Origin of the sequence: Paenibacillus sp. H1-7, assembly GCF_022354825.1 — a bacterium.
Lineage (GTDB): Bacteria > Bacillota > Bacilli > Paenibacillales > NBRC-103111 > Paenibacillus_S.
The window spans coordinates 585,248-602,773 of the sequence record NZ_CP031168.1; the positions used below are offsets into that span (position 1 = coordinate 585,248).

Here is a 17,526-nt window from a genome sequence, read left to right on the forward strand (position 1 = left end):
CATGTTCAGGTGTGTTGCCTATACCGAGTCCCTCAAGGAAGAATGGGACCGACTGGCGTTGTCCCGGGGTACGATCTTTCATACCATCGCTTTCCGGCAAATTTTGATCGATTCATTCGGCTACAAGTGCAGATACCATGCCGTCGTCGATAGCGGCAACCGCATTTGCGCGTTACTTCCTTTGGTAGAGGGCCGCAATCTTGGATTGAAAAAAGCAGGTATGGCGCTTCCGTTCGTGAATTACATGGACATTTGTGCCGCCGACGAAGAAGCTTTTAACTATTCTCTGGAATGTTTGGTTCGAATTAAGGACGAGCATCGTCTTGGATATATTGAGCTGCGGCTGAAAGAGCAGAAACTGGAGAGTCCCGATTGGAGCTTGAACCTTCATAATCATACGTTCGTGCTTCCGCTGGAAGAGGACGAGGAGAAGGTGCTGGCGTTATCCACCTCGAGCAACCGGAATCATGTAAGGAAGGCTTATAAGAATAACTGGTTCGAAGCGTCCTTCGATCCCGGACATTTGGAACGTTTTTATAAAGTATATGTCCGAAGAATGAAACAGCTAGGCTCGCCGTCGCCGGATATCCGTTATTTCAAACGGTTTTTCGAGCTGCTGCCCGACAACAGCCATTTGCTGACCGTAATCGACCGGCAAACTGGGGATGTCGTCGGAGGCATGCTGCTTCTGACCAGTCCGGGGGACGGAACGCTCTTTTATCCGTATGGCGCGAACCTGACCGAATACAACAATAAATACTTGAACAATTTCATGTATTGGGAGGCTGTACGGTTCGGGATTCGCAGCGGATTGAAGCGGCTCGATCTCGGCAGGTCGCAGACCGGCTCGGGAACGTATAAATACAAAGGGCAGTGGGGTGCGAAGCCTGAACAGCTCAAGTATCTCGTCTACGGCGGAGGAAGCGAAGGGGCGGGTGCTCCCGATAAGGAAAGCTTGAGCTTTTTTATTAATCTGTGGAAAGCTGCTCCCGCATTCATAACGAATGAAGCAGGGAAGCGTCTGATCAAATATTTAATGCCATAAAGCAAGCTTAGCCGGATTCAATCCATTTACTAACGGTGTTCTTGACAGTTACACTATCGGAGGATGCAAACTAATGAGCAATTTGAATTGGAAGCAGTACTTTGACAATAAAGCGGAAACGCACGGAGCGTCGGTCAAATCATCCGACTACTTCAATGAGGAAAGCTTCTTCATGCAGCGAGACCACACCTTGCAGTGGCTGGGAGAATGCAAAGGCAAGGAAGTTTTGGATGCAGGCTGCGGCGTAGGTGCCTTCAGCGAGCCGTTGGTGAAGCATAACAAGGTGTACGGAGTCGACTTTTCCGAAAAAAGCCTGGAGCATGCCGCTGCCCGCGGACTGATTACACAGACCGATGACCTGACGAACCTGCACTTCGAGGACGGCAAGTTCGACGTGGTGCTGTGCATCGGCGTTATCCAGCTGATCGAGCAGTACTTGTCCGTAATCCAGGAGCTGGCGCGTGTGACCAAACCGGGTGGTACGCTGCTGATTCAAACGCTCCACAAAGGGTCAATCCAACGGAAAGTGCTTCGGCTGTTCGAGAAAAGCAAAAAATTCGATCAGATGTATGCGCTGGACGAGCTGAAAAGCGTATTCACCCAGTGCGGGTTTGAAGATATCCAGTTTTTGAAAATGTACCATCCATTCAAATTTGTAACCCGCAGCAGCGGAGATGGAAGCTTGTCCAATATGCTATGCACTTCGTTCGCTATAAAAGGAGTCAAGAAACGTTGACGAATTCAGCACCTGTGAACAATATGCTCACCTTTGATATCGAGGAATGGTTTCATGCCAACTACGACAATGTAATTCCGGACTATAGCAAGGGTTCCAGCTTCCGGGCGCACATGGATACGCTGCTGCAGATGTGCTCGGATGCGGGCTGCAAAGCGACCTTTTTCGTGCTTGGCTGCATCGGGGAGAATTATCCGGACGTCGTTCAGGCGATTGCCCGGGAAGGTCATGATGTGGCCTCCCATGGATACGGACACGAGCTGGCTTATAAACAGACGTTCGACGAGTTCAAGGCGGATGTTAAGAAGTCGGTAGATATATTGGAGAATTTGACCGGAACGAAGGTGCTCGGCTATCGGGCGCCGTCGTGGTCGATCGTCGAAAGCAACCTTCATTATCTCGAAGCGCTTGAGGAGCTGGGGATGAAGTACGATGCGAGTATTTTCCCGGTGAAGACGTTTCTGTACGGTATTCCTACAGCTCCGACGGAGATTCATAAGCCGAAAGTGAACGGACGCGAGCTTGGAATCTACGAGGTGCCTATGTCGGTAATGAACCTGACCGGCAAAAATGTGGGGTACTCCGGCGGCTTCTACTTCCGGTTTTTCCCGGAATTTTTCATCAAGCAGGTTATCCGCTCCGCCAACAAGCAGGGCAAAAGCTCCATCGTCTACTTGCACCCGAGAGAGATTGATGCCAACGAGCATAAGCTGAGCCTGCCGCCGAAGGAGCATTTTATCCACTATTACAACGTTCGCGGTACCCGGTCCAAGCTGAACAATATCATGCGCAGCTTCCGGTTTACTTCGATTACGGAGCATTTGAAGCAGCAGCATCAGTTGAACCTATAAAGAAATCCCGACTCCCGAGAACAGACCAGGGCGCCCAGACGGCAAGCCGGCGTTTGCCTCTCCGGGAGTTATTTTTTGTTCTTGGCGTAAAGCCAATTGTAATATCCAGCATGTTTGATTTCGTCAGTCATAATTTCGAACATCCAGTTGCGAAGCTCGGGTGCGATTTGCAAATAGATTTTTCTGTATTTTTCAAAAGCCTTCAGTTCGCCAAGCAGGGCTGTCTCAATGCCATCCACATAACTTGCGGGGAGCGTCTCGGCCTCTCCTTCCTTTACGACAGGCGCTTGGCCGGTTAAATACGTGTACATGCTTCTGAACATTTGCCGATGCTTTCTTTCATCATCCCGAATAGAGCGGATCACGTCCTTCTGCTGCTCTGTCGGGGCAAGCCGGATTAGTGCATCATAAAACATCTCGTCGTTTCGTTCGCCTTCGATAGACTCTTGAATCATTTGGATCACTTGTTCGTTATCGCGATAATGCGCCGGGGAATGAAGCCAAGGAGAGGCATAGGATAAGCCGTACATAGTGGGAACACCGCCATTTTTTCTAATTTCAATACTCGTAACAGGGTATTCACCTATAAGCGTTTGGGTGCGGAAGGCTCTAGGCGACTACAGAGGAGACTACAGAGGAGACCGGTACTTCTCCTTATACTCGGTCGGCGATAAGCCCGTCATGTTACGGAACGCTTTGGAAAAATAATGGATCGACGAAAAGCCGTACTTCTCTGCGATTTCCGTTATCGAAGCGTTGGAGAAGCACAAATCCTCGGCAATGTGGTGAAAGGTTAACCTCTTTAAATAATCGTTAGGCGTGTAGCCGGTATCCGTCTTAAACAGATCGTGAAACCGGCTTTTTCCCAGTCCGAGCTCCTTGGCCCATTCGTACAGCATACGCTCGCTCAGCTCCAACGGGCTGGCCTCAATGCGCTCAAGCAGTTTTTTGATGCGGGGATCGTAGAGCACCTCACGTTTCATGGCAAACGTCAGGAAATGATGCAGGAACGTCTGGAAGGCGCCGTTATACTTCAGGGAATCCCAAGGATTGCGGTTGCCGAGCACTTCAGGCGGCGGGGTGAGCGAGTTGTAGTAGGATACCCACAACGGGATGTTGTTGATTTTCGTTACCTCTTGAAGCGCCAGGTCAGGTGGCGGGGCCAGCAATTCCTTCCGACATGAATCAGCGCCGTGAAAATAATCCCTCTGATACTTAAAATCCGGCCGGTCTACGTATTTCCAATCGAAATAAGCGCAGCGATGCACCATCGGATCCTGCTCATCCGACCTCCATCGGTGCACGGCGCCCGCTTGAATATATACCATTGATCCCGGACGCAGCGAGTATTCCTGATCTTTTAAGAGAAGGGTACCCGAGCCCGATTCCACAAGAACGAGGGCATTGGCATAACAAATGCGAAGCGGGCATTGTTCTCCGGAGCCGAACACGTATTTTTGGGCGAAGAGCAGCAATGGGTTAATGTCCGAATACTGGGTTAAATAGTCGACGCGAAAACGATAGATTGGAATTTTCATCCCTATATCCACTCCTCAATTCCGATTACATTGTTATCTGCCATTATTATATTGGAAAAAAGGATAAATCGAAATGGTTTATTGCAAAGACCGCCCGAAATTCGCGGACTATAATGAAAAGGCAATCATTTGACAGCGGAGCACAGGGTCCGTAAGGAGGCAAGAAGGATGAATAACGCGAACAAGCTTATATTAAAATACCCTGCATCATGGTGGAAAAATATGTGGAGAGAAGGGCTCCCGTCCGGTAACGGAGAGATTGGGGCGTCCGTCTATGGCGCGGTGAAAGAAGAAACGGTCATGATCACGCACGAGGATTTGTGGCATTGGGGACACAAGGATACGGTGCCGGATGTGCGTCATACGCTCGCAGAGACACGAAAGCTCATGACGGAGGAAAAGTACCTTGAAGCCAGCTGGAATTTGACCAACTCGCTCAAGGAGAACGGCTACAATACCCGATTGGCTGCAAGGTTCCCAGTTGCCGATTTGAAGCTGATCATGCCTTGCGAGAACGCGTTTAGAGCTTATCGCAGAACTCTAAATATGGAGACCGGAGAAGTATCGGTGACATGGAAGGACGGCGGCGCTGCCTATGAGCGGCAATTGTTCGTTTCCCGGGCCGACCACGCGATTATATATGAAGTGAGATCGGACGGGACTCCAATTCAAGGCGAATTTCGCCTGGCGTTTCATGCTACGGATAACCCCCGTCTGGCCGATAAATGCAAGGAACTGGAGGATACGGTCCGGATTCGGTCTGAGGATGACTTTATTTACTATGCCGCACAAAATGATGACGGGACGGACTTCGGCGTCGTAATGAGAGTTATTCCTACCGGTGGGCGGCAGACGGTTTCAGGGAATGGAGTTCGTGTTGAGCAAGCTTCCAAGGTGCTTGTCATGGCCAAAGTGTTCGTCAAAGGGGAGCGGGAAGCCGCTTGGAGAAGGCTGCAGCAAGAGCTTGCTGAGTTAAATGCGGACTACAATGCATTGCTGGCTGCTCATGTCCGGCTGCACGGCCGGTTGTTTCATACCGTTAATCTTCAGCTGGGTGAAGAACGGGCAGACAACGGCCACCGGACGAATGAAGAGCTGCTGCTGGATGCATATGACGGAGAGGCGCCGACCGAGCTTATCCGCAAAATGTGGACGTATGGCCGCTATTTGTTCATCTCCGGTACGCGGCCGGAAGGTTATCCGTTCGGTATGTACGGCCTCTGGGGCGGGGATTACCGCCTGACCTGGTGCCACAACATGGCTAACGAGAACGTGCAGATGATGTACTGGCATGCACCTGCAGGAGGACTGGCAGAGCTTATGCCTGCGCTCATTCGTTACTATGACAGCATGATGGACGATTTCAGAGACAATGCGGCGAAGCTATACGGCTGCCGGGGGATTTATATTCCTGCGGGATCTACGCCTGGTATCGGGGTGCCGAACCAGATCGTGCCGGTCATTATGAACTGGACGAGCGCGGCCGGTTGGCTGGCAAGGCATTATTACGAATATTATTTGTACACCGGCGACCGTTCATTCCTGCTTGATAAAGTGCTGCCGTTTATGAAAGAGGTCGCGCTGTTTTACGAGGATTTCCTTGTGGTCGGTGACGATGGGATGTACAGCTACTATCCGTCCGTTTCGCCGGAAAATACGCCGCAAAACTTCATGCCAACAGACGGAAGGCCTCTGGCGCATCCTATGCCTACGACCATCAACGCCACTATGGACTTCGCTGTGATGAAGGAGCTGTTGACGCATTTGGTGCAAGGAAGCCGCGAAGCGGGCATGAACGGTGAAGAGATTCCGAAGTGGGAAAGCATGCTTGACCGCATTCCTTCGTATCAGATCAATGAAGATGGAGCGATAAGGGAATGGATGCATGAAGCGTTCGACGACAGGTACGACCATCGGCACTTGTCTCACATTTACCCGATTTTCCCCGGCCAGGAATTTACGAGGGAAGAGCAGCCCGAAGTGTTCGAAGCATTCGAGACGGCGGTCAAGAAGCGCTTGATAGGGGCCCAAAGCGGCTGGTCGCTCGTGCATATGGCGGCCATTTATGCGAGACTGGGCGACGGCAACAAGGCGCTGGAATGTCTGGATATTTTGTCGAGATCCTGCTTGCTGAATAACTTTTTCACGCTGCACAATGACTGGCGCAATATGGGAGTTTGCATGAACATGACGGAGGCCCCGATCCAGATGGATGCCAATATGGGCTGGGTTAATGCCGTTCAAGAAATGCTTCTCTATGTATCGCCTAAGATGGTAAAGCTGCTTCCGGCTCTCCCGGACAAGTGGAGCAAAGGGAAGGTATCGGGTCTCGCTATGTGTACGGGCTCCGTATCCATGGACTGGGACCGGAATGCCGGCAGCTTCCATGCAGAGCTCATAGCTCAGCGGACAACGGAGATCGTTATTAAGCTGCCGTCCGAATTCGAAACTTATACATTAAGCGGTGAAGAGGTTAGTATCGCACCTTCCCATTTGGGTGCCAATTGTTACGATGTTCGCATGAAGCCTGGTCAGATCTTGCAAATCAGCGGCAAAACTATGGCTGTGGTTGGATAAAGATTGTATTAAAATTCCTATGAAAAGCATTGAAATACCTCTCCTAGATTACTATAATGGACAGGGTAATTATTCAAATTATTCCATATTATTCTAGTGACTAGGAGAGTGTATGATGAAAAAGCTGCTTATATTGACGACGGCTCTAGCTTTGAGCGCCGTTCCGGCCACTGGTTTTGCTCAGGCAAACACTTACGCGGCGGGGAATCCGGTAAACGGTTCCGGACAAATTACTATATTAGAGCTAATGCTGAATCGAAGCGGAACGCTGCCGTCGAACGGGGAAAAGGAATACACCTTTTCTTATGATCCTTCCTATGGAAGTACGATCCGATACTACCTTGAAGATACGAATCACAAAGGAATGTCCATTTATATTTATAACTCCAGCAACAGGCTGGTAGCTTCGGGTCATACCGGCGCGAGCAACAATTGGCAATTTTTGAATACGTTCTCGCCCGCTCAAGTGTACGATGATTTTACTGTTACTATTGTATCGGATAACGGGAATGGCGGGACTGACTACGGATACAATGTGGCGGTACGGGCTTATTAGAAGGGGGAGGGGACTGTGAAGACAGTCCCCTTTTTAGTTCACGATTAAGGCCGTTAAAAGTTTTGCTTGCATTCCAAGTGCAGATCATGGTATATTGCAAATCCGGTGTTGCGAGAGCGGCAATGGAAACTAGTAAGCAGGACGGCTTTTCTGAGCATGCGGGACATCCCTTGAATGGAAAAAAAGAAATGCTTGCATGGATAAATGCAATGTGGTATATTACAAATCCGGCGCCGCGATAAGCAACGTTGGAATCGAGAACATCAAGCAGGACGGCTTTTTCTGAGCAATGTGGAGTATACCTTGAATGGAAAAAAAGAAATGCTTGCATGGACGAATGCAATGTGGTATATTACAAACCGCTGCTGCGAAAGCGGCATGCGAGGTTCGAAGGCAAGCAAGATGATTGAAAAAAAAGCTTGCAAAGAATCGACAAGATGTGCTATATTACATTCTTGTCCGCTACTGAAGCGGATGAGGGAAAAAGAAACGATTGTCCTTTGAAAACTGAACAACGAGTGAGTGTTAAATAGAGAATGCAAATTCTCGCTAGCATTGAATTTTGGGCTTAAGACAAGCTCTGGTAATAACCTCATGGTTTCGTGGGGTCCCCGAAAAGTAATAGGAATTTGCTTCGGCAGGTTCACTTCACTTTTTGGGGGAATTTATTGGAGAGTTTGATCCTGGCTCAGGACGAACGCTGGCGGCGTGCCTAATACATGCAAGTCGAGCGGTCCCTTCGGGGATAGCGGCGGACGGGTGAGTAACACGTAGGCAACCTGCCTGCAAGACCGGGATAACTATCGGAAACGATAGCTAAGACCGGATAGCTGGTTTCCTCGCATGAGGGAATCATGAAACACGGGGCAACCTGTGGCTTGCAGATGGGCCTGCGGCGCATTAGCTAGTTGGTAGGGTAACGGCCTACCAAGGCGACGATGCGTAGCCGACCTGAGAGGGTGATCGGCCACACTGGGACTGAGACACGGCCCAGACTCCTACGGGAGGCAGCAGTAGGGAATCTTCCGCAATGGACGCAAGTCTGACGGAGCAACGCCGCGTGAGTGATGAAGGTTTTCGGATCGTAAAGCTCTGTTGCCAGGGAAGAACGCCATGGGGAGTAACTGCCCTGTGGGTGACGGTACCTGAGAAGAAAGCCCCGGCTAACTACGTGCCAGCAGCCGCGGTAATACGTAGGGGGCAAGCGTTGTCCGGAATTATTGGGCGTAAAGCGCGCGCAGGCGGTCATTTAAGTTTGGTGTTTAAGCCCGGGGCTCAACCCCGGATCGCACTGAAAACTGGATGACTTGAGTGCGGGAGAGGAAAGTGGAATTCCACGTGTAGCGGTGAAATGCGTAGAGATGTGGAGGAACACCAGTGGCGAAGGCGACTTTCTGGACCGTAACTGACGCTGAGGCGCGAAAGCGTGGGGAGCAAACAGGATTAGATACCCTGGTAGTCCACGCCGTAAACGATGAGTGCTAGGTGTTAGGGGTTTCGATACCCTTGGTGCCGAAGTAAACACAGTAAGCACTCCGCCTGGGGAGTACGCTCGCAAGAGTGAAACTCAAAGGAATTGACGGGGACCCGCACAAGCAGTGGAGTATGTGGTTTAATTCGAAGCAACGCGAAGAACCTTACCAGGTCTTGACATCTGGGTGAAACGTCTAGAGATAGGCGCCCTCTTCGGAGCACCCAAGACAGGTGGTGCATGGTTGTCGTCAGCTCGTGTCGTGAGATGTTGGGTTAAGTCCCGCAACGAGCGCAACCCTTGACTTTAGTTGCCAGCATTGAGTTGGGCACTCTAGAGTGACTGCCGGTGACAAACCGGAGGAAGGCGGGGATGACGTCAAATCATCATGCCCCTTATGACCTGGGCTACACACGTACTACAATGGCCGGTACAACGGGAAGCGAAGCCGCGAGGTGGAGCCAATCCTTAGAAGCCGGTCTCAGTTCGGATTGCAGGCTGCAACTCGCCTGCATGAAGTCGGAATTGCTAGTAATCGCGGATCAGCATGCCGCGGTGAATACGTTCCCGGGTCTTGTACACACCGCCCGTCACACCACGAGAGTTTACAACACCCGAAGTCGGTGGGGTAACCGCAAGGAGCCAGCCGCCGAAGGTGGGGTAGATGATTGGGGTGAAGTCGTAACAAGGTAGCCGTATCGGAAGGTGCGGCTGGATCACCTCCTTTCTATGGAGTCCATGATGACTGTAGGTCATCGGACATAAAGCAGCTTCGGTTGCACAAACTAACACTCACTTCGTTGTTCAGTTTTGAGAGGTTAATTCTTCTCAAAACACGCTGACAACTGACATCACTTTATTGATGTAACAGTTGCAGACTTGTTCCTTGAAAACTAGATAACGAAATAAATGCGTAGAGCAAACAAAGTGTATTAGCAAGGTTAAGCTAATAAGAGCACACGGAGGATGCCTAGGCACTAGGAGCCGAAGAAGGACGTGGCGAACGACGATATCGCCTCGGGGAGCCGTAAGCAGGCTTTGATCCGGGGATGTCCGAATGGGGGAACCCAGCTGAGGTAATTCTCAGTTACTCACATCTGAATACATAGGGTGTGCAGAGGCATACGAGGGGAACTGAAACATCTAAGTACCCTCAGGAGAAGAAAACAAAAGTGATTCCGTCAGTAGCGGCGAGCGAAAGCGGAACAGCCCAAACCAGAGGGCTTGCCCTCTGGGGTTGTGGGACGTCAATGTGCGAAAAGTTGGTTAGGCGAAGCAGTCTGGAAAGGCTCACCATAGGGGGTAACAGTCCTGTAGCTAAAAACCAACGTATCGCTAGACGGATCCCGAGTACCGCGAGACACGTGAAACCTCGTGGGAAGCAGGCAGGACCATCTGCCAAGGCTAAATACTCCCTAGTGACCGATAGTGAAGCAGTACCGTGAGGGAAAGGTGAAAAGAACCGCGGGAGCGGAGTGAAATAGAACCTGAAACCGTGTGCTTACAAGAAGTCAGAGCCCGTTAACGGGTGATGGCGTGCCTTTTGTAGAATGAACCGGCGAGTTACGTTCCCGTGCAAGGTTAAGGTGAGAAGCCGAAGCCGCAGCGAAAGCGAGTCTGAATAGGGCGAATGAGTACGTGGGCGTAGACCCGAAACCGTGTGATCTACCCCTGTCCAGGGTGAAGGTGCGGTAACACGCACTGGAGGCCCGAACCCACGAATGTTGAAAAATTCGGGGATGAGGTGGGGGTAGCGGAGAAATTCCAATCGAACTCGGAGATAGCTGGTTCTCCCCGAAATAGCTTTAGGGCTAGCCTCGGGAGATGAGTAGTGGAGGTAAAGCACTGATTGGGTGCGGGGCCCGCCAAGGGTTACCAAGTCCAGTCAAACTCTGAATGCCACATACTTTATCCCGGGAGTCAGACAGTGAGTGCTAAGATCCATTGTCAAGAGGGAAACAGCCCAGACCATCAGCTAAGGTCCCCAAGTGTGTGTTAAGTGGGAAAGGATGTGGAGTTGCGCAGACAACCAGGATGTTGGCTTAGAAGCAGCCACCATTGAAAGAGTGCGTAATAGCTCACTGGTCGAGTGACTCTGCGCCGAAAATGTAACGGGGCTAAACACGCCACCGAAGCTATGGATTGCAGATGATGAATCTGCTCTGGTAGGGGAGCGTTGTATGTAGGTTGAAGGTCGATCGTAAGGACGGCTGGACAGCATACAAGTGAGAATGCCGGTATGAGTAACGAAAAGACAAGTGAGAATCTTGTCCGCCGAAAGCCTAAGGGTTCCTGAGGAAGGCTCGTCCGCTCAGGGTAAGTCGGGACCTAAGGCGAGGCCGAAAGGCGTAGTCGAAGGACAACAGGTTGATATTCCTGTACCACCGTGAACCGTTATGAGCAATGGGGTGACGCAGAAGGATAGTGACGCGGGCTGATGGATGCCCGTCCAAGCAGAGAGGCTGATGTGTAGGCAAATCCGCACATCGCTAAGGCTGGTCTGTGATGGGGAGCGAAAATTACAGTAGCGAAGGTCATGAGTTCAGGCTGCCAAGAAAAGCCTCTAGCCAGGGAGAAGGTGCCCGTACCGCAAACCGACACAGGTAGGCGAGCAGAGCATGCTAAGGCGCGCGGAAGAACTCTCGTTAAGGAACTCGGCAAAATGACCCCGTAACTTCGGGAGAAGGGGTGCCTCGGTAGGGTGAATAGCCCGAGGGGGCCGCAGTGAAAAGGCCCAAGCGACTGTTTAGCAAAAACACAGGTCTGTGCGAAGCCGCAAGGCGAAGTATACGGGCTGACGCCTGCCCGGTGCTGGAAGGTTAAGGGGAGTGGTTAGGGGTAACCCGAAGCTATGAACCGAAGCCCCAGTAAACGGCGGCCGTAACTATAACGGTCCTAAGGTAGCGAAATTCCTTGTCAGGTAAATTCTGACCCGCACGAATGGCGTAACGACTTGGGCGCTGTCTCAACGAGAGATCCGGTGAAATTTTAATACCTGTGAAGATGCAGGTTACCCGCGACAAGACGGAAAGACCCCATGGAGCTTTACTGCAGCTTGATATTGGACTTTGGTACGATCTGTACAGGATAGGTGGGAGCCTAAGAAGCATGAGCGCCAGCTTGTGTGGAGGCGACGTTGGGATACCACCCTGATCGTATCGGAGTTCTAACCCGCGGCCGTGATCCGGTCGGGGAACAGTGTCAGGTGGGCAGTTTGACTGGGGCGGTCGCCTCCTAAAAAGTAACGGAGGCGCCCCAAGGTTCCCTCAGAATGGTTGGAAATCATTCGAAGAGTGCAAAGGCATAAGGGAGCTTGACTGCGAGACAAACAGGTCGAGCAGGGACGAAAGTCGGGCTTAGTGATCCGGTGGTACCGAATGGAAGGGCCATCGCTCAACGGATAAAAGCTACCCTGGGGATAACAGGCTTATCTCCCCCAAGAGTCCACATCGACGGGGAGGTTTGGCACCTCGATGTCGGCTCATCGCATCCTGGGGCTGAAGTAGGTCCCAAGGGTTGGGCTGTTCGCCCATTAAAGCGGTACGCGAGCTGGGTTCAGAACGTCGTGAGACAGTTCGGTCCCTATCTGTCGTGGGCGTAGGAAATTTGAGAGGAGCTGTCCTTAGTACGAGAGGACCGGGATGGACGTACCGCTGGTGTACCAGTTGTTCCGCCAGGAGCACGGCTGGATAGCTACGTACGGACGGGATAAGCGCTGAAAGCATCTAAGCGTGAAGCCCCCCTCAAGATGAGATTTCCCAGTATGTAAGACCCCTTGAAGACGACGAGGTAGATAGGTTCGGGGTGGAAGCACGGCAACGTGTGGAGCTGACGAATACTAATCGGTCGAGGGCTTATCCAATGATCTGCCATACGAAGTATGGTCAGAGATGCAATACAGTTGCTCGCAATACGCATCGTTTCGTATCTAGTTTTCAGGGTGCAAGACGACCTGAATGAAATACCCTTATGTTTCTTGGCAGAAACATAAACAAAGCGTATGCTTACGAAGCCAGTTTTCTAACGAAAACTCTTAGTTTGGTGATGATGGCGGAAGGGAACCACGCGTACCCATACCGAACACGACCGTTAAGCCTTCCAGCGTCGATGGTACTTGGACCGAAGGGTCCTGGGAGAGTAGAACGTCGCCAAGCAAACAATCCCACATTATGTGGGTTTTTTGTTGCTATGAAAGCATCAAGGGCCTTTAGCTCAGCTGGTTAGAGCGCACCCCTGATAAGGGTGAGGTCGGTGGTTCGAGTCCACTAAGGCCCACCAGCAATATTCCCTGATAGCTCAGTTGGTAGAGCACTCGACTGTTAATCGAGTTGTCACAGGTTCGAGTCCTGTTCGGGGAGCCACATGGAGAGGTGTCCGAGTTGGCCGAAGGAGCACGATTGGAAATCGTGTAGGCGTCACAAGCGTCTCGAGGGTTCGAATCCCTCTCTCTCCGTAGCAGTAAGGCCCGTTGGTCAAGGGGTTAAGACACCTCCCTTTCACGGAGGTAACAGGGGTTCGAATCCCCTACGGGTCACCATTTTTACAAGCAAGCCGGTATGGCGGAATTGGCAGACGCGCGCGACTCAAAATCGTGAGGGAAACCGTGGGGGTTCAAGTCCCTCTACCGGCACCAAAAACTTTACGGGACGTAGCTCAGCTTGGTAGAGCACCTGGTTTGGGACCAGGGGGTCGCATGTTCAAATCGTGTCGTCCCGACCATGACAATTAAACATCGTATACATAAATAGAAACACACCTGAAGCACGCGATATATCGCAAGCGGCAGGTGTGTTTTTTGTTATAGGACTCGTGGATAGGGACTGAGCGACAAAGAATAGCAGAAGCAGGCCATCGGCTATCTGGACTGCTCCAGAATGGCGCTTGTCAGCTGCGTCCGGTTTTTGAGCCCGGTCTTTTGCAGCATCGATTGTACGTGCTTCTTGACGGCGGCTTCACTAATATACAAAGCAGCGGCGATCTCCAGGTTCGTATGGCCGCGTACGAGCAGATCAGCGACCTCTTTTTCTCTAAGCGTAAAAGGCAGCGCTCCGGCATTGTCCTCTTTTTCGGAAGAAGGGCTGTTTCCGATGTCCGAGCCCCGGACCAGATTGGTAACAAACGCGGACAATTTATCGCCGCTCGTATCCAGCATATAAGTACAGGCAGGCGAGTGCTTGTCGTATGCGTAATGCTCTGACCCAGCAACCGGTTGAAATCCGAGGCTCCGATAAGTTTGGGAATAAAACTCGAGCGGCGGCGGAGATAAGAGCAGAATTCGCCGAGACATCATAAATTCGAATAAGAGGCGGATAATGTCCGAGCGCAGCTCGTTTTGCTCCATGTCCTCGACATCAATGGCAAATAAATAAGTGCCGGTTGATTGCTCTGCAGTCGTACGATAGGTTTTCAGCTGAGCTGGAGACAAACCGTTGAAATACGGGCCCGATACCGGGGATGCTAATAAGTAATCCAAGGTTTGCTCGTGAATAGGCATGGCCACCAGCAGTCCGACCATACGCCCCGCAGCGTTGCGGAGCAGCTGCAGGTTGCCTCCGACACGGAGCATCTCCCGCACCTGTACACAGCTGCTAAGACGGGAAATACTTTGCTCCTGCGTGAACTTATACCTGAAAGATACGCCCGATTCCGGATCGGAGCAGACGATTTTCCAATCTTTATCCTGCCGGTTTCGCATTTCAATATATTGTTCCACTTCCCCCATATTCGCCTCGGTAACGGCTTCTAAAAAATTGGCAGATCCTATGGAATGCCGGAAGTGAGCTCTGAAAATCGGATTGTCCGTATGAGGGAGCATTTCGGCGACTTCCCACGCTGCATTTTGCCCCGACTCCATCGCTTTGAGAATGTGCCAGTGATAAATTTGAACCGTTAATTGGCGCTGCTTCTCGAACGTTTCCGGCATTTTGTCGCGATACGTTCGACGGATCGTTTCTCTTACGAGCTCATGCATTTGCCAGCCTTTGGCGGAGCGGCGGATGAAGGAGAGCCGGATCAGCTGATCGAACAGCGATAAAGGGACTTCTTTTTCCAGCAGATGTGATAGAAATTCCTGATGAAACGTTCGCGGCACGGATGCTGTCATGATGAGGCTGCGCAGCTCGTCGCTAGCTGCCTCTCGAAACCATTGATCGACAATCGCATCAAAGGGCGACTCCTGTTCATACGCAAGCTCAGCTGCGGCTCCAGCACGGGCTGCGATAGGGCCGAACAGCGATAGCGTGAGGGGATGGCCCAAAGTTTTTAACCATACGTTGTCGATCACAAGTTCGTCGGTAATACCTAAATTTCGGGCAAAAGTCGTCGTTTCCTCATAGCTCAGCTCGGAAATGGGGAGCGTCACTATGAGCTTTTGCCATGCTGCGGATACTCTCCACGAGCCTTCCAAAGGATACCGCCCCGCAATAAGAATCAGCACCTGGTTGTGCAGCCGCGGAATGAACGATTCTCTAAGCCACTTATCTATACTACCGGATTCCTCGTAATGATCGAAGGCCAGGATGATCCGCTGTTCTGCCGCCGCCATATTAATAAGCTCCAGACCATGCTCCTGCCGACGCTCGTCCAAGGACAGGAAGCTGCCGTGGATTTGCTGAGTCAGCTGGATAACAATCGCCTCAGGATCGTTCATGTAGTCTCTCATATCGACGAGAGCGAACCGTAAGCCCCGCTGTTCCGCTCGCTTGCGGAATTGCTCCAGCAGACGGGTTTTGCCCATGCCTCCCGTGCCGTGAAGGTTGATGATGCGTTCCTTTCGAGTATGCAGATGTGTCATGTATTCATCGAACAAATGAAGCTCGAACGATCTTCCGGTAAAATCAAGATCATTCCACTCCTCGATCTGCTGGCCGATTGTCGGAAATGGCCGGCTCGCCTGTACGATTTCCCTTTCCATAGACTTCATCACCTGACCGCTCATTTTTTAACCCAAAGTATACTACGATTCTCTACTTATGAGTAGTACTCTGCATCCGGCCTCCATGGTAAAGTTTCGTTAATGTCAATCGATGGAGGGGCTATACAGATGAGAAACAAGCTGTTACAAAAAGACCGCATCACAGGTTCGGAAATCCTGCTGCGCATTCTTCTGCTGGAGGGCGTGGAATGCGTATTCGGGTATCCGGGCGGAGCGGTACTATATATTTACGATGCAATGCATGGGGACGAACAGTTCCGGCACTTGTTGACCCGGCACGAGCAGGGAGCGATTCACGCGGCGGACGGATATGCAAGATCTACGGGAAAAGTAGGCGTGTGCATCGCTACGTCCGGTCCGGGGGCTACGAATCTGGTAACGGGTATCGCAACGGCGTATATGGATTCCATCCCGCTTGTAGTCATAACGGGCAATGTACCGACCTCGCTGATTGGAACCGACTCGTTCCAGGAGGCGGACATTATCGGGATCACGCAGCCCATTACGAAGCACAGCTATTTTGTCCGGCGGGTAGAGGAGCTGGCTTCAACGATCAGAGAAGCTTTTTATATTGCAAATTCCGGGAGAAAAGGACCGGTGCTCATCGATATACCGAAGGACGTGTCGGCCGCGCTGACCGAATTCGATTATCCGCAAGGAGCCATCTCCATCAGAGGCTATAAGCCGCAGCCGGAGGTGAGTGCAGCCCGAATTGAGGAGATGCTGTCTCTGATCACGGAGGCGGATAAGCCGCTGATCTTGTCCGGAGGCGGACTTGTGCAGTCCGACGGCGCGGAAGAGCTCATGGAGTTCGCCGAGAAGACGAACATTCCGGTGACGACGACGCTGCTCGGGCTGGGCGGCTTCCCTAGCCGCCACGAGCTGTGGCTTGGCATGCCGGGAATGCACGGCACGTATGCGGCCAATCAGGCGCTGCTCGCCTGCGACCTTCTTATCTCGGTTGGCGCCCGATTCGACGATCGGGTGACGATGCGGCTGGACGGCTTCGCGCCTCACGCGAAGATCGTCCATATCGATATCGATGCCGCGGAAATCGGCAAGCTGGTTCCTACCGCTCTCCCGGTCGAGGGGGATGCGAAAGAGATTTTGCAGAGGGCCAACGCGAGGCTGCATCACGCCACGAAGAGCAATAAGGCTTGGCTGCGCCAGGTGTGGGAGTGGAAGGCGGAGGTGCCGCTAAAGTACCGGGATTCGGAGACGGAGCTGAAGCCGCAATATGTGCTGGAGATGATCTCCAAGACGACAGGCGGCGAGGCGATCATCACGACCGATGTCGGACAGCATCAGATGTGGACGGCGCAATTTTATCGGTTTCAAAATCCCCGTTCCATCATCACTTCCGGCGGGCTCGGCACGATGGGCTTTGGCTTTCCGGCTGCAATCGGAGCGCAGATCGGTAATCCCGGCAAGCTGGTCATATCGATCAACGGAGACGGCGGCATGCAAATGTGCGCCCAGGAGCTTGCAATCTGCGCCATTCATAACATTCCGGTCAAAATCATCGTCATTAACAACCAGACGCTCGGGATGATCAAGCAGTGGCAGGAGCTGATCTATGAAGGCCGCTTCAGCCATATCGATCTGTCCGGAAGCCCCGACTTCGTCAAATTGGCGGAGGCGTACGGTGTCAAAGGGCTCAGAGCTTCGACGAAGCAGGAGGCGGATCAGGTATGGCAAGAAGCTCTGCAGACGGCAGGGCCGGTGCTGATCGATTGTATGGTCGCCAAAGACGAGCTGGTATTCCCGATGATTCCACAGGGCAAAGCATTAAGCGATATGATAATGGGGGATGTGTAA

At 51.9% G+C, this 17,526-nt stretch carries 9 protein-coding genes, 6 tRNA genes and 3 rRNA genes; 15 read left to right on the forward strand and 3 right to left on the reverse strand.

All coding sequences use genetic code 11. The features are described 5' to 3' along the window. Position 1: 1 nt before the first annotated feature. The 3 genes from DVH26_RS02840 (at position 2) to DVH26_RS02850 (ending at position 2,632) form a co-directional block, all read left to right on the forward strand. Positions 2-1,045, forward strand: coding sequence for a GNAT family N-acetyltransferase (locus DVH26_RS02840; RefSeq protein ID WP_239631045.1), 1,044 nt, complete (start codon positions 2-4; stop codon positions 1,043-1,045). A gap of 73 nt (positions 1,046-1,118) precedes the next feature. Next, on the forward strand, positions 1,119-1,781 hold the full coding sequence (locus DVH26_RS02845; RefSeq protein ID WP_239631046.1) for a class I SAM-dependent methyltransferase: 663 nt from the start codon (positions 1,119-1,121) through the stop codon (positions 1,779-1,781). After that, positions 1,778-2,632 carry a polysaccharide deacetylase family protein gene (locus tag DVH26_RS02850; protein WP_239631047.1) on the forward strand — a complete coding sequence of 285 codons (855 nt, stop codon included), beginning with the start codon at positions 1,778-1,780 and terminating at the stop codon, positions 2,630-2,632. The genes DVH26_RS02845 and DVH26_RS02850 overlap by 4 nt, the downstream gene beginning before the upstream one ends. A 68-nt stretch (positions 2,633-2,700) precedes the next feature. Here DVH26_RS02850 and DVH26_RS02855 read toward each other — a convergent pair whose 3' ends face one another. After that, on the reverse strand, positions 2,701-3,162 hold the full coding sequence (locus DVH26_RS02855) for a ferritin-like domain-containing protein (protein WP_239631048.1): 462 nt from the start codon (positions 3,160-3,162) through the stop codon (positions 2,701-2,703). 99 nt (positions 3,163-3,261) lie between these two features. Next, positions 3,262-4,170, reverse strand: coding sequence for a helix-turn-helix domain-containing protein (locus DVH26_RS02860; RefSeq protein ID WP_239631049.1), 909 nt, complete (start codon positions 4,168-4,170; stop codon positions 3,262-3,264). Positions 4,171-4,338: 168 nt separating this feature from the next. Between DVH26_RS02860 and DVH26_RS02865 the strand changes: the two genes are divergently transcribed. The 11 genes from DVH26_RS02865 (at position 4,339) to DVH26_RS02915 (ending at position 13,493) form a co-directional block, all read left to right on the forward strand. Further along, on the forward strand, positions 4,339-6,747 hold the full coding sequence (locus DVH26_RS02865; protein ID WP_239631050.1) for a glycosyl hydrolase family 95 catalytic domain-containing protein: 2,409 nt from the start codon (positions 4,339-4,341) through the stop codon (positions 6,745-6,747). A gap of 112 nt (positions 6,748-6,859) precedes the next feature. After that, positions 6,860-7,303: a hypothetical protein gene (locus tag DVH26_RS02870; RefSeq protein ID WP_239631051.1), complete on the forward strand. Its 444-nt coding sequence runs from the start codon at positions 6,860-6,862 to the stop codon at positions 7,301-7,303. A gap of 665 nt (positions 7,304-7,968) precedes the next feature. Next, positions 7,969-9,501, forward strand: a 16S ribosomal RNA gene (locus DVH26_RS02875). A gap of 212 nt (positions 9,502-9,713) precedes the next feature. Then, positions 9,714-12,636, forward strand: a 23S ribosomal RNA gene (locus DVH26_RS02880). Positions 12,637-12,811: 175 nt separating this feature from the next. Next, positions 12,812-12,928: ribosomal RNA gene (gene rrf / locus DVH26_RS02885) — 5S ribosomal RNA — on the forward strand. The 16S, 23S and 5S rRNA genes sit together here with 6 tRNA genes alongside, the layout of an rRNA operon. A 47-nt stretch (positions 12,929-12,975) precedes the next feature. Then, a tRNA-Ile gene (locus DVH26_RS02890) sits at positions 12,976-13,052 on the forward strand. Between the two features lie 7 nt (positions 13,053-13,059). Beyond that, positions 13,060-13,135, forward strand: a tRNA-Asn gene (locus DVH26_RS02895). A 3-nt stretch (positions 13,136-13,138) separates the two neighbouring features. Beyond that, positions 13,139-13,227, forward strand: a tRNA-Ser gene (locus DVH26_RS02900). A 9-nt stretch (positions 13,228-13,236) separates the two neighbouring features. Continuing rightward, positions 13,237-13,311: transfer RNA gene (locus DVH26_RS02905), tRNA-Glu, on the forward strand. Between the two features lie 13 nt (positions 13,312-13,324). After that, a tRNA-Leu gene (locus tag DVH26_RS02910) sits at positions 13,325-13,407 on the forward strand. Between the two features lie 9 nt (positions 13,408-13,416). Then, a tRNA-Pro gene (locus DVH26_RS02915) sits at positions 13,417-13,493 on the forward strand. Positions 13,494-13,629: 136 nt separating this feature from the next. On the opposite strand, the gene DVH26_RS02920 is transcribed toward DVH26_RS02915, so the two are convergent. Next, complete coding sequence (locus DVH26_RS02920; protein ID WP_239631052.1) at positions 13,630-15,687, reverse strand: LuxR C-terminal-related transcriptional regulator; 2,058 nt, start codon at positions 15,685-15,687, stop codon at positions 13,630-13,632. 129 nt (positions 15,688-15,816) lie between these two features. On the opposite strand from DVH26_RS02920, the gene ilvB reads away from it, so the two are divergent. Further along, positions 15,817-17,526 carry a biosynthetic-type acetolactate synthase large subunit gene (ilvB, locus tag DVH26_RS02925; protein WP_481857570.1) on the forward strand — a complete coding sequence of 570 codons (1,710 nt, stop codon included), beginning with the start codon at positions 15,817-15,819 and terminating at the stop codon, positions 17,524-17,526.

Bases quoted from the DNA above. Each gene is read 5' to 3' on its own strand.
- DVH26_RS02845 (WP_239631046.1), top strand. From the start codon at position 1,119: ATGAGCAATTTGAATTGGAAGCAGTACTTTGACAATAAAGCGGAAACG.
- DVH26_RS02920 (WP_239631052.1), bottom strand. From the start codon at position 15,687: ATGGAAAGGGAAATCGTACAGGCGAGCCGGCCATTTCCGACAATCGGC.
- DVH26_RS02870 (WP_239631051.1), top strand. From the start codon at position 6,860: ATGATGAAAAAGCTGCTTATATTGACGACGGCTCTAGCTTTGAGCGCC.
- ilvB (WP_481857570.1), top strand. From the start codon at position 15,817: ATGAGAAACAAGCTGTTACAAAAAGACCGCATCACAGGTTCGGAAATC.
- DVH26_RS02855 (WP_239631048.1), bottom strand. From the start codon at position 3,162: ATGTACGGCTTATCCTATGCCTCTCCTTGGCTTCATTCCCCGGCGCAT.
- DVH26_RS02865 (WP_239631050.1), top strand. From the start codon at position 4,339: ATGAATAACGCGAACAAGCTTATATTAAAATACCCTGCATCATGGTGG.
- DVH26_RS02840 (WP_239631045.1), top strand. From the start codon at position 2: ATGTTCAGGTGTGTTGCCTATACCGAGTCCCTCAAGGAAGAATGGGAC.
- DVH26_RS02860 (WP_239631049.1), bottom strand. From the start codon at position 4,170: ATGAAAATTCCAATCTATCGTTTTCGCGTCGACTATTTAACCCAGTAT.